11 protein-coding genes and 1 riboswitch are annotated in these 14,718 nt (G+C 37.7%); of the genes, 8 read left to right on the top strand and 3 right to left on the bottom strand.

Annotated features, from left to right (window positions below; genetic code table 11):
• Positions 1-137: 137 nt before the first annotated feature.
• The 5 genes from moaA (at position 138) to cydC (ending at position 7,398) form a co-directional block, all read left to right on the top strand.
• Positions 138-1,142: a GTP 3',8-cyclase MoaA gene (gene moaA, locus BM012_RS02340; protein ID WP_061801971.1), complete on the top strand. Its 1,005-nt coding sequence runs from the start codon at positions 138-140 to the stop codon at positions 1,140-1,142.
• A gap of 398 nt (positions 1,143-1,540) precedes the next feature.
• Positions 1,541-2,941 (top strand): cytochrome ubiquinol oxidase subunit I, encoded by a 1,401-nt coding sequence (locus BM012_RS02335; RefSeq protein ID WP_061801970.1) that lies wholly within the window; start codon positions 1,541-1,543, stop codon positions 2,939-2,941.
• A complete protein-coding gene (gene cydB / locus BM012_RS02330) occupies positions 2,928-3,944 on the top strand; it encodes a cytochrome d ubiquinol oxidase subunit II (protein WP_061801969.1) in 1,017 nt (338 codons plus the stop codon). Before BM012_RS02335 ends, cydB begins: the two co-directional genes overlap by 14 nt.
• Entirely contained in the window at positions 3,944-5,659 is a 1,716-nt protein-coding gene (gene cydD / locus BM012_RS02325) for a thiol reductant ABC exporter subunit CydD (protein ID WP_061801968.1), read from the top strand. Before cydB ends, cydD begins: the two co-directional genes overlap by 1 nt.
• A complete protein-coding gene (cydC, locus tag BM012_RS02320; RefSeq protein ID WP_064504927.1) occupies positions 5,656-7,398 on the top strand; it encodes a thiol reductant ABC exporter subunit CydC in 1,743 nt (580 codons plus the stop codon). Before cydD ends, cydC begins: the two co-directional genes overlap by 4 nt.
• Before the next feature lie 56 nt (positions 7,399-7,454).
• On the opposite strand, the gene BM012_RS02315 is transcribed toward cydC, so the two are convergent.
• From BM012_RS02315 to BM012_RS02305, 3 genes are read right to left on the bottom strand one after another with little or no spacing between them, the layout of a single operon-like run.
• Positions 7,455-7,796: a DUF3889 domain-containing protein gene (locus BM012_RS02315; RefSeq protein WP_061801966.1), complete on the bottom strand. Its 342-nt coding sequence runs from the start codon at positions 7,794-7,796 to the stop codon at positions 7,455-7,457.
• Between the two features lie 20 nt (positions 7,797-7,816).
• Positions 7,817-8,638 (bottom strand): YqhG family protein, encoded by an 822-nt coding sequence (locus BM012_RS02310; RefSeq protein WP_061801965.1) that lies wholly within the window; start codon positions 8,636-8,638, stop codon positions 7,817-7,819.
• On the bottom strand, positions 8,625-10,307 hold the full coding sequence (locus BM012_RS02305) for a DEAD/DEAH box helicase (RefSeq protein WP_061801964.1): 1,683 nt from the start codon (positions 10,305-10,307) through the stop codon (positions 8,625-8,627). Before BM012_RS02305 ends, BM012_RS02310 begins: the two co-directional genes overlap by 14 nt.
• Positions 10,308-10,482: 175 nt before the next feature.
• A riboswitch (glycine riboswitch) is annotated at positions 10,483-10,572 on the top strand.
• Between the two features lie 194 nt (positions 10,573-10,766).
• Between BM012_RS02305 and gcvT the strand changes: the two genes are divergently transcribed.
• Genes gcvT through gcvPB form a run of 3 tightly spaced genes read left to right on the top strand, consistent with a single transcriptional unit; the run spans position 10,767 to position 14,684 of the window.
• Complete coding sequence (gene gcvT, locus BM012_RS02300; RefSeq protein ID WP_061801963.1) at positions 10,767-11,873, top strand: glycine cleavage system aminomethyltransferase GcvT; 1,107 nt, start codon at positions 10,767-10,769, stop codon at positions 11,871-11,873.
• The gene (gene gcvPA / locus BM012_RS02295; RefSeq protein WP_061801962.1) at positions 11,870-13,222 is read left to right on the top strand and encodes an aminomethyl-transferring glycine dehydrogenase subunit GcvPA; all 1,353 of its coding nucleotides are present in this window, start codon (positions 11,870-11,872) and stop codon (positions 13,220-13,222) included. Before gcvT ends, gcvPA begins: the two co-directional genes overlap by 4 nt.
• Positions 13,209-14,684, top strand: a complete 1,476-nt coding sequence (gene gcvPB, locus BM012_RS02290) for an aminomethyl-transferring glycine dehydrogenase subunit GcvPB (RefSeq protein ID WP_061801961.1) — start codon at positions 13,209-13,211, stop codon at positions 14,682-14,684. Before gcvPA ends, gcvPB begins: the two co-directional genes overlap by 14 nt.
• Positions 14,685-14,718: the final 34 nt, after the last annotated feature.

Below are 14,718 nucleotides of genomic sequence, written 5' to 3'. Positions count from 1 at the left end.
TGCTTTTATATACAATCCTTTTTAAGTATGTTAAAGTAAAAACTACTTTGATGCATAATGAGTAAGAATATTCTATCAATTTATATATATATAGAGTCACACATGAACGGATGTATATGTAAGGGGGATTACGGCTTATGGCTGTACAAGATCAATTTAAACGACCGCTAAGAGATTTGCGCCTTTCTGTTATTGATCAATGTAATTTTCGCTGTCACTATTGTATGCCAGCCCATATTTTTGATGAGAATTATACGTTTTTACAGAACGAAGAACTTCTCACAGATGATGAGCTCGTACGCTTAAGCGTGTTGTTTTCTCAGTTAGGAGTGGAGAAAATACGCATTACAGGTGGGGAGCCACTGCTGAGAAAAGGATTACCTTTTTTAATAGAAAGAATTGGGGAAAAAACAGGAATTGAAGATATTGCTGTAACAACAAATGGCGTGTTTCTTCCGAAGCTTGCTCAAGACTTGCGAGGAGCAGGGGTACAGCGTGTTAACATTAGTTTGGATGCTATTGAAGACGATGTATTTCGCTATATGAACGGAAGAGGTGTTGGAATTTCTCCTGTTTTAAAAGGAATTAATGCTGCTAGAGAAGCAGGTCTCTATGTGAAAATTAATATGGTTGTTCAAAAAGGTGTAAATGACAATCAAATCCTACCTATGGCTCGCTATTTTAAGAGATTAGGAGTAACGCTTCGGTTCATTGAATATATGGATGTTGGCTCAACAAATGGATGGGATATGAGTGATGTGATGACGAAAAAGGATATTTTAACAGAACTTCAAAGCGAATTTTCGCTGACTCCTGTAAAAGAAGCCTATTTTGGGGAAGTTGCAAAGCGCTATGAGTATAGCGATAAAACAGGAGAAGTTGGTTTTATTAGCTCTGTTTCAGACACGTTTTGTGGCTCTTGTACAAGAGCAAGAGTATCTGCAAGCGGGCAGCTTTATACCTGTTTGTTTGCTTCAAAAGGAACGGATTTAAGAGAAAAATTAAGAAGTGGAAAGTCAGATGAAGAGCTTTTTGAATATATTTCTTCTGTGTGGAAGAAGCGTGATGATCGGTATTCAGAAGATCGAGCAAACTTAAAAGATAAGCGAGAGCCAATTGAGATGTCTTATATTGGTGGATAAAATAGTGCGTATTTAATGCACTATTTTTTTTGAAATGAGAAAGTTTAGAGGGAAGTATCTTTTAATTAGGAAAGATTAAAATTATAGCAAAAACTATCTTACTGTTCCGTAGAGGTGTGATATTTTCCTTTTTGAGGTGCTTTTTTTATCTATTATCACTCGAAAATGATTAGAAAAAGAAATGAAAAGGAAAAACTTTGCTTTTTTATCCAATAAAAGCATCCCAATGACGTTCTTTTTTCCCGTATAACCAACATGTTAACAAATTTGTCTCAATTATGTCATAGAATGTTCAATGTTTCACAAACAAATATATATATGAGGTAGTATACTAGAGGCATGGATTAGATTGCTCAATATTTCACAAAGATAAATTTAGAGAGAAAGAGGGGGACTTTATGGATGTAGTTGAATTATCACGCATTCAGTTTGCTTCCACAACGCTATTTCACTTTCTATTTGTACCACTATCAATTGGATTAGCTTTCATCATTGCAATTATGGAAACAATCTATGTAGTGAAGAAAGATGAAGCATATAAAAAGATGGCAAAGTTCTGGGGGCACCTGTTTTTAATTAACTTTGCTGTTGGTGTTGTAACAGGTATTTTGCAAGAATTTCAGTTTGGAATGAACTGGTCTGAATACTCTCGCTTTGTTGGAGATGTGTTCGGGGCACCGCTCGCAATTGAGGCATTGCTTGCCTTTTTCATGGAATCAACATTTTTAGGGTTATGGATTTTTGGTTGGGATCGTTTGCCGAAATGGCTTCATGCCCTTTGTATTTGGCTCGTTTCATTAGGAACGATGTTCTCAGCATTTTTTATTTTATCAGCAAACTCTTTCATGCAGCATCCAGTTGGAGAAGTACTTCAACGAGGACGCCTTGAAATGCATGACTTTGCAGCGATTTTAACAAATGGACAGCTTTGGGTTGAGTTCCCTCATACACTATTTGGTTCATTTGCAACAGGAGCACTATTTATTACAGGTATTAGTGCAATCGCCTTTTTGAAAAAGAAGCACGTTGATTTTTATCAAAGATCTTTTAAAGTAGCAATTACTGTTGGAGTAGCATCAGGAATTGGGCTAGCACTTTCAGGGCACGAACAAGCTCAATATTTAGTTGAAACACAGCCAATGAAGATGGCAGCAGCAGAAGGGCTTTGGGAAAACAGTGAAGACCCAGGAGCATGGACAGCTATTGCAAATATTGATACAGCTAACAAAGAAAATACGTCAGAGGTTGAAATTCCTTACCTATTAAGTTACTTATCTTATGGTAAGTTTTCAGGTTCTGTAACAGGTATGAATGAATTGCAAGAACGCTATACGAAAATGTACGGAGAAGGAAACTACATACCACCGGTTAAAACCGTATTTTGGAGTTTCCGCGTTATGGCCGTTTTAGGAGGAGCAATCGTTGGATTAGCTATTTTAGGGGCATATCTCTACGCTCGTAAGAAGTTAGTTCAAAGCAAATGGTATCTTTGCTTGATGGTTATAGCTATTTCATTTCCTTTTATAGGAAACTCAGCAGGTTGGATTATGACCGAAATTGGACGTCAACCATGGGTTGTTTTTGGGTATATGCAAACAGAGGATGCTGTTTCAGCTAATGTAACAGCGGGTCAAGTACTGTTCTCACTTATTGCTTTCTCAACATTTTACATTATTTTATTTGCAGTTATGGTCACTTTATTTGTGCGGGAGATTAAGAAGGGACCACATCATGAGGAAGAGATGATAGAAGAAAATCATGATCCGTTTATGAAGGAGGGTCAACATGCTATCTCTTAATGAATTTTGGTTTATTCTTGTGGCCTTTATGTTTGTTGGATTCTTCTTCTTAGAAGGATTCGACTTTGGAGTTGGAATATCAACAAAATTTGTAGCGAGAACAGATGCAGAGCGTCGCGCTTTTATCAATTCAATTGGTCCTGTTTGGGATGCTAATGAAGTGTGGCTTATCACAGGGATTGGCGCGATGTTCGCGGCATTCCCAAACTGGTATGCTTCAATGTTAAGCGGTTTTTACCTTGTTTTCGTGATTATCTTACTTGCTTTAATTGGTCGGGGCGTTGCGTTTGAATTTAGAGGAAAAGCGAAAAGCCCTGTTTGGAGAACAACGTGGGACTGGGTAATTCTTTTTGGAAGCATTATTCCTCCACTTGCTTTTGGCACAATGTTCACAGCTATTATTCAAGGAGTACCAATTGATGGGGATATGCAGATGAGAGCATCTTTCTCAGACATTGTAAACTGGTATACGCTACTTGGTGGTGTAACATTAACAATGCTTTGTTTTATGCACGGCCTTACATTTGGAACAATCCGTCTTATGTATGATTTAAGAGATCGCTGTCGCCAAGTTGCTAAGAAGCTACTTCCCATTAATGCGGTCTTATTAGTTACGGTTGGTGTGGCTACTTTCTTTAAAACAGATTTGTTCACAGTGCATGGAAACTTATTGGAGTACTTATTTCTAGCAGGAATCGTTGTTTACTTATTTCTTGGCTACTTTCTAACAAGAGGGCGAGACGGATGGGCGTTCTTTTCGTCAGGTCTTGTCATCATGTTAGTAACAGGATCGCTGTTTATTGGATTATTTCCAAGGGTAATGATTAGTTCAATTAATGAAGCTTACAACTTAACAATTCATAATGCAGCATCTGGAGCTTATTCATTAAAAGTAATCACATATCTTGGACTCACATTGCTACCGTTCGTTTTAGGATATCAAATTTGGAGTTACTACGTTTTTCGTAAACGTATTAACCATAAGGAGCATATGGAATACTAATGGGAAGAAACTTAATGGCCTATAAAGGCATCAAAAGAGTATTAGCGCTCGTATCTCTCGGGGTGCTTCTTCAAACTATAGCCATTATTTTTCAAGCAAAATGGCTAGCAGAAGCCATTACCTCACTTTTTAACGGAAAAAGCTTAACATCACAAATAGAAACAATAGGCTACTTTATAGTAGCCTTTCTTGCTAGACATCTATGTTCATTGTTAATTAAAAAAATACTTTATAAGTTCGGGGAAGCGACGGTTACCGAACTACGCTCAGCACTTCTTCAAAGTATTTTTAAGCTTGGACCACGCTATACAAAAAGGGAAGGTACGGGACATCTTGTAACATTTTTAATTGAAGGATTAGGAAAATTACGTGATTATCTTGAACTTTTTATTCCGAAGCTTGTTGCTATCGGGATTACACCATGGCTTGTTCTTATTTATATTTGGTTTTATGACCATCTTTCTGCTCTAATTTTATTCATTACCATGCCTATTTTAATTGTCTTTATGATTTTACTTGGACTTGCCGCACAAAAGAAAATTGACGCACAGTGGGCATCATATCGTTTACTTTCAAATCATTTTGTTGATTCGTTGCGCGGTCTTCGTACCCTAAAGTTTTTAGGTAGAAGTAAAGAGCATGGTGAAACAATTGAAAAAGTTAGTGGCCAGTATCGAAAGTCAACAATGGGTACGCTTCGTATTGCCTTTTTATCAACGTTTGCCCTTGATTTATTTACACAACTATCCATTGCTATTGTGGCGGTTATGTTAGGTTTGCGCCTTATCGACGGTACGCTTACATTAGAGCCGGCTCTTCTTGTGCTGCTACTTTCACCAGAATACTTTCTACCTATTCGAGAGGTTGGGAATGACTATCATGCAACATTAGATGGAAAAGAAGCAGGAGAAGAAATACTAGCTGTTATTAAAAAAGGCGAGGAAGTAACTGTTTCAGGAACAGCACCTCGTTTTACAAAGGAAAGCACAATTACTTTTCAAGATGTCAATATTCATCATGAAGGAAAAGAAGAAAATACGCTGCATAACCTTTCTTTTCAGATAAAGGGAAATCAAAAGGTAGGAATTATGGGAATGAGCGGAGCTGGAAAGTCTACGCTAATTGACGCGTTAAGCGGTTTTCTACCTATTAATGAAGGAGCTGTTCGCATTGATGAAGAAGACGTTCAGCTTACTTCAGAAGCATGGCAAGAACAAACCGTTTATATTCCTCAGCACCCGTTTATTTTTACAGGTTCTATTAAAGAAAACATTCGGTTTTATCAGCCTGATGCGAGTGATGAAAGAGTAAGATTAGCCATCCGCCAAGCTGGATTAGGAAGTATGGTAGTGCGTCTGCCACATCGTGAAGATGAAATCATCGGAGAAGGAGGGCGCACGCTAAGCGGTGGTCAAGCACAGCGGATTGCGTTAGCAAGGGCTTTCTTGAGCGAGCGTTCTGTCCTATTATTTGATGAACCAACAGCGCAGCTTGATGTTGAAACTGAATATGATTTAAAAGAAGTATTACTACATCTTTCACAAGGGAAGCTCATGTTCTTTGCTTCACATCGCTTGCACTGGATGAAAGAAATGGATGTTATTTTAGTGATGGAAGAAGGCAAAATTGTTGAAGTTGGCACACACGAAGAGCTTATAGAAAAAAATGGAGCTTACAAACGATTACTAAAGGCACAAATGGGGGATGCATCGTGAAGAAGAGCAGCTGGATTATGCCATATGTTCAAAAGTATAAATACCGAATGATTGGGATTATGCTGCTTAGCATGCTTTCAATTGGATCAGCAGCAGCGCTTATGTTCACCTCAGGATTTTTAATCAGTAAATCCTCACTTCGTCCTGAAAATATTTTGCTTGTTTATGTACCGGTTGTGCTTGTTCGTACGTTTGGGTTAGGGCGCGCCGTTTTTCGCTATTCGGAGCGTCTAGTAAGTCATGATTTTATTTTACGTGTACTTGCTAAGATGAGAACGCGTCTTTATCATCTTGTTGAGCCACGTATTGCAGGAAACAAACAGCTAAAAACAGGAGAAATACTAGGCGTGCTTGCTGAAGATATTGAGGGGCTTCAAGACCTTTATTTACGGACAGTCCTGCCAACAGCTTCAGCGCTCTTACTATATATCATTAGCATTATTGTTCTTGGCTATTTTAGTCTTCCTTTTGCTCTTTTAATGGCTTTGTATTTTTTTATGCTTATTATTGTAATGCCTATTTTCTCCCTTGTGCATATGCGAGCAGTGAATAGAACATATAAGCACGAAAAAGATCGTATGTATCAATATACAACAGACGGTTTGCTTGGTATTAGTGACTGGCTTATGAGCGGTCAGAAAGGCACTTTTTTAGAGCGAGTCCTACGCATTGGTCGTAAAGTGGATGAGGCTGATCGAAAAACAAAAAGATGGCAATACTACCGAGAGTTTATCGCTCAAGTTGTTGTAGCAGCTATGATTGTAACAATGATGATATTCTCATCAAACTTGTTCTCGCATGGTGAACTTGCAAACATCTATATTGCTGCTTTTGTGCTTGTTGTTATTCCGTTATCAGAAGCTATTATTCCTGTTTCAAATGCGGTTGAGAAATATCCACGCTATGAAGAATCGCTAACACGTATTACAAACTTGGAAAATAAGCTAGAGTCTTCAAAGGAAAATAGATTAAAGCAAGTTGTGTATAACCATTCAAAAGAGAATGTTACAATTGACTTGAAAAATCTATCATTTCAATATGAAGAACAAGAAGGGGCTGTGCTAAAAGATATTAATTTGCACATTCCTCAAGGGAAGAAAATTGCCATTATCGGAAGAAGTGGGGCGGGTAAATCTACGCTTTTGCAAGCAATTCAAGGACTGCTTGTTCCAAAAGGAGGAGCTGTTACGTTAAATGAATACAATGCTTCATCTATTAAAGACGGAACATCCTCTCTTATTTCAGTTTTAAATCAAAATCCGTATTTGTTTAACACAAATGTAGCGAATAATTTGCTACTTGCAAACGAGAACGCAACAGAAGAAGAAGTTAAAGAAGTGGTGAAAAAAGTTAGATTAGAAAATCTTGTTTCCTCTCTTCAGGACGGATATCAAACATCAATGGAAGAGACAGGACAGCGCTTTTCAGGTGGCGAACGTCAACGAATTGCTCTTGCTCGGGTTCTTCTTCAAAAAACGCCTATTGTCATGCTTGATGAACCAACAGTTGGTCTTGACCCTATTACAGAAAGAGCGTTGTTAGATACCATCTTTGAAACGTTAGAAGGCAAAACGCTTTTATGGGTAACACATCATCTCACAGGAATTGAGAAAATGGACGAAATTATCTTTTTAGAAGATGGACGTGTGAAAATGAGAGGTACGCATGATGAATTATTAAAAACATCTTCTTACTATCAGAAGCTATATGAGTTGGATAAACCCATACAGTTTGTCTAAAGTCGATTCTTTTCTTATTGGCTAATTAAAAAGAGGAGCAAATTTGCTCCTCTTTTTTAATTTAAACTTTCAACAAACTGAATTTTTTTCATGGTGTTGTTTTTTGGATCAACTTTGATTGTAATAAACACAGTAAACTTTTTCTCTCCTTGCTGAAGCCAAAGTTTAAAGCGCTGTGTTTCAAGATTTTTTTCCTTTCCCCTGCCAAGATATGCATAATCTTTAATTTGAGCAACAGGATACCTCATTTGTGTCTGTTTAACAGCGAGGCGGCCCCATTTTGCGTGATCAGCTGATTGAGTTATATGTGAAGATGTTTCGGCATGACCGTGCAAAAATGGCACGGTAATAAGGCTTAGTGAAAAAAATGCAACAATTGTTTTAATAAAAAGTTTCATCAAAATCCTCCTTGTTGTTTTCAAGCCATTTTTCTTTGTAAAAGGATACGAACTGTTCCTTCCTGTAAATAAAAGATTCCTCCGTTAACGACGTTGACGGATATTCTTGGTTCATATTGGTCTTGAAGCGCCTTCTTTTCAATATCATACGTTGATGGCTTTTCCTCAATGTCTTCGTAGAAATGATTAAGAAGATCAAGGTCCTGTTGCCATCTTTCTTTTGCTTCTTCCGCCCAGCTGTGATCATCCTCATATATATGTTTTTCAATATATTGATGAAGGCGATTAAATCCGCTTTTTGGTTTAATAATAGGAGAAAGGGTAAACGTAAAGTCCGGAATTTTAGGCGTTAGTGCTTGCCCTTTTAAAAGTTCGTGAAAATCTTCAATAATATTTCCTGTAATTAAGTGGATTCCAAGAGATAAAAGGTAATCTCTTTTATGATCACACTGATACGACACCATAACGTTCATATTAAGCCAAGGATGCAAAGCAGTATTATGAGTTGAACGTGCTACATTAGCTTCATAAAGCCTGATTGCTGAGCCAAATCTTCTTGTTGCTTGGAAAATTTGATGAAGGCGGGGAGAACCGAAATGAACTTTCTCTCCTTTAATGTCTTGTGGTGCACGCTGTTCATTTGTAATAAATGTTAAAGAAGCGGGATTTGGCTCCCCGCCGACTTTTTCTAAATAGTGCCAGTAAAAGGGGCGGTTCATAAGCTCTTTGTCTTGATCAATTGTAAGTTGAACGGTTAGATAACCGTTTCCTTCTTCAAGAATCGAGCACTCTGTTGATTGAAAATATCCTTTCAAGAACTGGTGGATATCATGTTGCTGCATTTGCTGCATTCTCCTCTCCATCGTTCATATCATCAATAATAGAAGATAAATGTTCCATTTTAAGTTTCATTTCTCCTTCAGAACGAGAATGAAGGAAAACATCGTTCACATATTCTTCAAAGTCTTTCATTTCAAGCTGTGTAAGAATATCGTCTAAATTGCCAATAACGCGTTCAAACAAGCGGATTTTTTCATATAAAAGCTTTAAGATATGCTCTTCAATTGTTCCAGACGTTGCAAAATTATAAATATGGACATCTTTTTCCTGTCCAAGGCGGTGAATCCTTCCGATTCGCTGTTCAAGGCGCATTGGATTCCACGGAAGATCATAGTTAATAATATGATGACAGAATTGCAAGTTGATTCCTTCTCCACCTGCTTCTGTAGCAATAAGAACTTGAACATTGTTTTGGAAAAGCTGTTTCATCCAATCTTTTTTTCCGCGTTTAAATCCACCGCGAAACGGAACCGAAGAAATGCCATGCTGCTGCAAAAGCCACTGCAAATACATTTGTGTTGCTCTGTACTCAGTGAAGACGATAACTTTGTCGTCAATTTTCTTAATGAGCTCCACCATTTTTTCTGCTTTTGAATTACGCCCAGTTTTCCCGATATTTCCAATCCTGTCCATGAGCGTTTCAATTAAAGGGTATGGAGGGGTATATTCTTCACTTTCTTTATCAAGCATTCCTTTAAGCGTCATATATACAGCTTCTTTGCTGCTGCATGCTTCGCGTTGCAGTGTTAAAAGAGCAAAAGCGCTTGATGGGTTATCGTGTTCTTTAAACGACTCAATGGCGTCATATAGCGCACGTTCCTCCTCGGAAAAATGAATGGGAATGGTTTCAACTTTCCGACTTGTCCATTCGATTCCAGTATCTTGTCTTCTGTTGCGAATCATGACTTTATTAATAAGTTCTCGCAAATGTTCATCGTTTTCTAGTTTGCGGTTTTTCGCTGAAAACAACTCTTCAAAATATGCTTGGTTTCCGAGGTGACCAGGCTTTAACAGAGAAACAAGATTAAAGATTTCTTCGATTTTATTTTGCACAGGTGTAGCTGTTAAAAGAAGACAAAACTTCTTTTTTAGCTCTTGTACAAATTGATAGTTTTTAGTTTTATGATTTTTTAATTTGTGAGCTTCATCAATAATAATAAAATCATAATTTTGTTCTAAAATAATGTCTCTGTGCGGCATGCGTTTTGCTGTATCAATAGAAGAAACAACAACATCACACTGCTCCCATACATAAGATTTGCGCTGTGCAACTGCTGGAATATGAAACTTTTGATTAAGTTCTATCGTCCACTGAGATACAAGGGAAGCAGGGACGAGAATCAGTACTTTTTTTACGAGACCTCGAATCATATATTCTTTTAAAATAAGTCCTGCTTCAATTGTCTTACCAAGTCCAACTTCATCAGCTAATATAGCTTTCCCATTCATCTCTGTTACTACTTTTTTAGCAACTTCAAGTTGATGTGGGAGAGGAGTTAAGTCGGCCAAATAGCTAGGAGCTTGAAGGTCGTGAAAAGAAGGAACGGCTGTTCTTTGTGCAACTTTATAGGCAAGTTGATAAATATCGTAATTTGCCCAAGGACCGTCTTCTTCGAATGATTTTAGAAACGAATCTTGCCATTCATGATCAAATGAAATCGGAACATTCATATTTTTGCACCTCTTCTGCAAATTTTTATTGAATTTTCATAAAGTTTAATGGTAGGATAAATTTGTATTCAAGAATCGTTTAATAAGTATCTTTCAGTGCATGAACATTTTGCAACGAGTTCATTTTTCTTTTTTTATGTAGTATGTCCGAAACTGTAACAAAATATAGATGCGAATGAAAACAAAGGGAGAGACTATTATGGTGTAGCGCCGAAGGAGCAAGCGAATGAGCGAATCTCTCAGGCAAAAAGACCTTTGTTTGACGCAACTCTGGAGAGAGCTTAAAACTAAGCCACCAACGAGGCAACCTTTTCGTGTGAGGAAAGGGAAACTTTCAGGTCAAAGGACAGAGTACTTCTTAAAAGGGAGTACTCTGTCCTTTTTTTAATACCTTTTTCTATTAACATAGAAGACAGAATTCTATTGAAAATAGAGACGTCAATTTTATAGGAGATGAGAATGATGAAGAAAACACCGCTTTATGATATACACAGTAAGCTTGGTGCTAAAATGATTGATTTTGGCGGATGGAGTATGCCTGTTCAATTTTCATCCATAAAAGAAGAGCATATAGCTGTTCGTACTAAATGTGGGCTTTTTGATGTCTCACATATGGGAGAGTTTAAAGTAGAAGGAAAGGGAAGTCTTGATTATCTACAAAAGTTAATGACAAACGATGTTTCTGCTCTTTCTCCAGGCAAAGCTCAGTATACGGTAATGTGCTATGAGAATGGAGGAACTGTTGATGATTTGCTTGTTTATCAGCTTTCTCTTAACTCTTATTTTGTTGTTGTGAATGCTTCAAATATTGAGAAGGATTTTGACTGGATGAAAGCCCATCTTACACCTGAGGTTACGTTAACAAATGTATCAGAAGAAATAGCTCTTATCGCTCTACAAGGTCCTTCATCAGAAGAGGTATTAAGTAAATTAACTTCTCATGATCTTTTTAAAATAAATTTTTTTAATTTTCAAAATAATGTCTCGATAAATGGGGTTGAAGTGCTGATTTCAAGAACTGGTTATACAGGAGAAGATGGATTTGAAATTTATTGTCAAAAGGAACATGCTTCTTTCTTATGGGAAACAATTCTAAGAGCAGGAAGAGATGAGGGATTATTACCATGCGGATTAGGAGCAAGGGATACCCTTCGCTTTGAAGCAGCCCTTCCCCTTTATGGGCAAGAACTTTCGCAAGACATCACTCCATATGAAGCAGGAATTGGTTTTGCCGTTAAGTTAAATAAATCTTCATTTATCGGAAAAGAAGCCCTAGTAAAACAAAAAGAAACAGGAGTAAAGCGAAGACTTGTTGGTCTTGAAATGATTGAACGCGGCATCCCTCGTTATGGCTACCGGGTTTTTGTAGATGAAAAAGAAGTTGGAAAGGTAACAACAGGAACGCAATCTCCAACTCTTAAAAAAAATATTGGGTTAGCTCTTATCAATGAAGAATATACCTCTCTTGCAAGTGAAGTGTTTGTTGAAATTCGTAATAAGTTTGTGAAAGCATCCATTATTAAAACACCGTTTTATAAGCGGAAAAAAGGAGCAAAAACGCTATGACCCATCATTACTTGCCAATGACAGAAGAAGATCGTAAAGAAATGTTAGCAGCAATTGGTATTACTACCGTTGATGAGCTTTTTGAGGATATTCCGGAAAGCGTTCGTTTTAAAAGAGAATACAAATTAAAAAAGAGAGCATCTGAAGCTTGCTTGACACGAGAGCTTTATGCTTTATCAGCGCAAAATGCTTCAACAAAGCAATATTCTTCTTTTTTAGGTGCGGGTATTTATGATCACTACATTCCCTCTGTTGTAGACCATATTATTTCACGCTCGGAGTTTTATACGGCATATACGCCATATCAGCCTGAGATTTCTCAAGGAGAACTGCAAGCTATTTTTGAATTTCAAACGATGATTTGTGAATTAACAGGGATGGATGTTGCCAACTCTTCGATGTATGACGGAGGTACAGCGCTTGCGGAAGCAGCAATGGTAAGTGCTGGTCATACTAAAAAACGAAAAATACTTGTCTCGTCAGCTGTTCATCCAGAATCAAGAGAGGTGTTAAAAACATATGCAAAAGGCCAAAACCTTACTGTTGTGGAAATTCCTCATGAGGATGGATTAACAAGTTTACGAGCGTTAGAAGAAGAGATGGATGAAAATGTAGGAAGCGTTATTCTTCAATATCCAAACTTTTTCGGTCAAGTTGAACCTTTAAAAGAAATTGAAAAAGTTGCTCATAAGCAAAATGCTCTTTTTGTTGTGTCGAGCAATCCACTCTCGCTTGGCGTACTTGCTCCTCCGGGGGAATTTGGAGCAGATATTGTTGTAGGAGACGCTCAACCTTTTGGAATTCCAATGCAGTTTGGAGGCCCTCACTGCGGTTATTTTGCGACATCTAAAAAATTAATGCGTAAAATTCCTGGAAGACTTGTTGGTCAAACGAAAGACAATGATAGAAATCGAGGATTTGTGCTGACGCTTCAGGCAAGAGAACAGCATATACGTCGTGACAAAGCAACGTCAAATATTTGTTCGAATCAAGCATTAAACGCTCTAGCAGCTTCAGTAGCTATGACGTCACTTGGCAAAAGTGGTGTAAAAGAGATGGCAAAGCAAAATATGAGCAAAGCTCACTATGCGAAAAAAGCTTTTGAAGAAGCAGGGTTTGATGTTTGGTTTTCTAACGCCTTTTTCAATGAATTTGTTGTTTCTTTCGACTGTAGTATTCAGAAACTAAACGCTTCACTTTTGAAAAAAGGAATTATTGGTGGTTATGATTTAGGACGCGATGATAACAGCTTACAAGGGTGTATGCTTATTGCTGTAACAGAAATTCGTTCAAAAGACGAGATTGATAAATTTGTAGAAGAAGTGAGGGGATTTCATCATGAAAACTGATCAACCGCTAATCTTTGAGTTGAGTAAGCATGGGAGGAAAGGGTATTCCTTGCCAGAACTTGATGTAGAGGAAGTAGACGTTTCTTCTATTTTAGGAGAAGACTATGAAAGAAAGGAAGAACCGTTATTACCAGAAGTATCAGAACTAGACATTGTAAGACATTATACAGCTCTTTCAAAAAGAAACCATGGAGTTGACTCAGGTTTTTATCCACTTGGTTCTTGTACAATGAAATACAATCCAAAAGTAAATGAAGATGTAGCACGTTATCCAGGATTTTCACATATTCATCCATTGCAAGACGAAGAAAGCGTTCAAGGAGCCCTCGCTCTTTTATTTGATCTTCAGGAGAGCTTAAAGGAAATTACCGGAATGGATGAGGTCACGTTGCAGCCTGCAGCAGGAGCTCACGGGGAATGGACAGGACTTATGCTTATTCGTGCCTTTCATGAAGAAAAAGGAGATTTTAACCGAACAAAAGTGATTGTTCCAGACTCTGCACATGGAACAAATCCTGCTTCAGCTACTGTAGCTGGTTTTGAAACAGTTACTGTGAAATCAGATGAAAACGGTCTTGTGGATTTAAATCATCTCCGGCAGGTTGTTGGAGATGATACAGCAGCTCTTATGCTTACAAATCCGAACACGCTTGGCTTGTTTGAAGAAAATATTATTGAAATGGCCCAAATTGTTCACGATGCAGGCGGGAAACTTTATTATGATGGAGCAAATTTGAATGCTGTATTAAGTAAAGTACGTCCAGGAGATATGGGATTTGATGTTGTTCATTTGAATTTGCATAAAACATTTACAGGTCCTCATGGTGGAGGTGGGCCTGGTTCTGGTCCTGTTGGAGTGAAAAAAGAACTTATTCCTTTCTTACCAAAGCCAGTGTTAATCAAAAAAGAACATGGTTATACGTTTGACTATAACATTCCAAAGTCCATTGGTCGTGTTAAGCCGTATTATGGGAATTTCTCGATCAATGTGCGAGCTTATACATATATTCGCACAATGGGTGGAGACGGACTCAAGGCTGTATCAGAGTATGCGGTTCTCAATGCAAACTACTTAATGCGCAAGCTTGCTCCTTATTTTGATTTACCATTTAATCGACATTGCAAGCATGAATTTGTACTATCTGGAAAGCGACAGAAGCATTTAGGAGTAAGAACGCTTGATATGGCGAAACGACTTCTTGATTTCGGTTATCATCCTCCAACAATTTATTTCCCGTTAAATGTGGAAGAAGGTATGATGATTGAGCCAACGGAAACAGAATCAAAAGAAACATTGGATAATTTCATTGAAGCAATGATTACGATTGCAAAAGAAGTAGAAGATAATCCTGAAATTGTGCAAGAAGCCCCACACACAACAGTTATTGGACGTCTTGATGAAACACTTGCAGCTCGTAAGCCTGTTTTACGTTATAAAAAAGAAGAAGAAGTGAAAATTTAACAATCAAAAAGGATGGAGAGTATTCTCCATCCTT

Source organism: Priestia endophytica DSM 13796 (assembly GCF_900115845.1).
Taxonomy (GTDB): Bacteria; Bacillota; Bacilli; order Bacillales; family Bacillaceae_H; genus Bacillus_I; species Bacillus_I endophytica.
The sequence above is the reverse complement of the archived record's forward strand: the minus strand, read 5'-3'. Positions and strand labels throughout refer to the sequence as shown.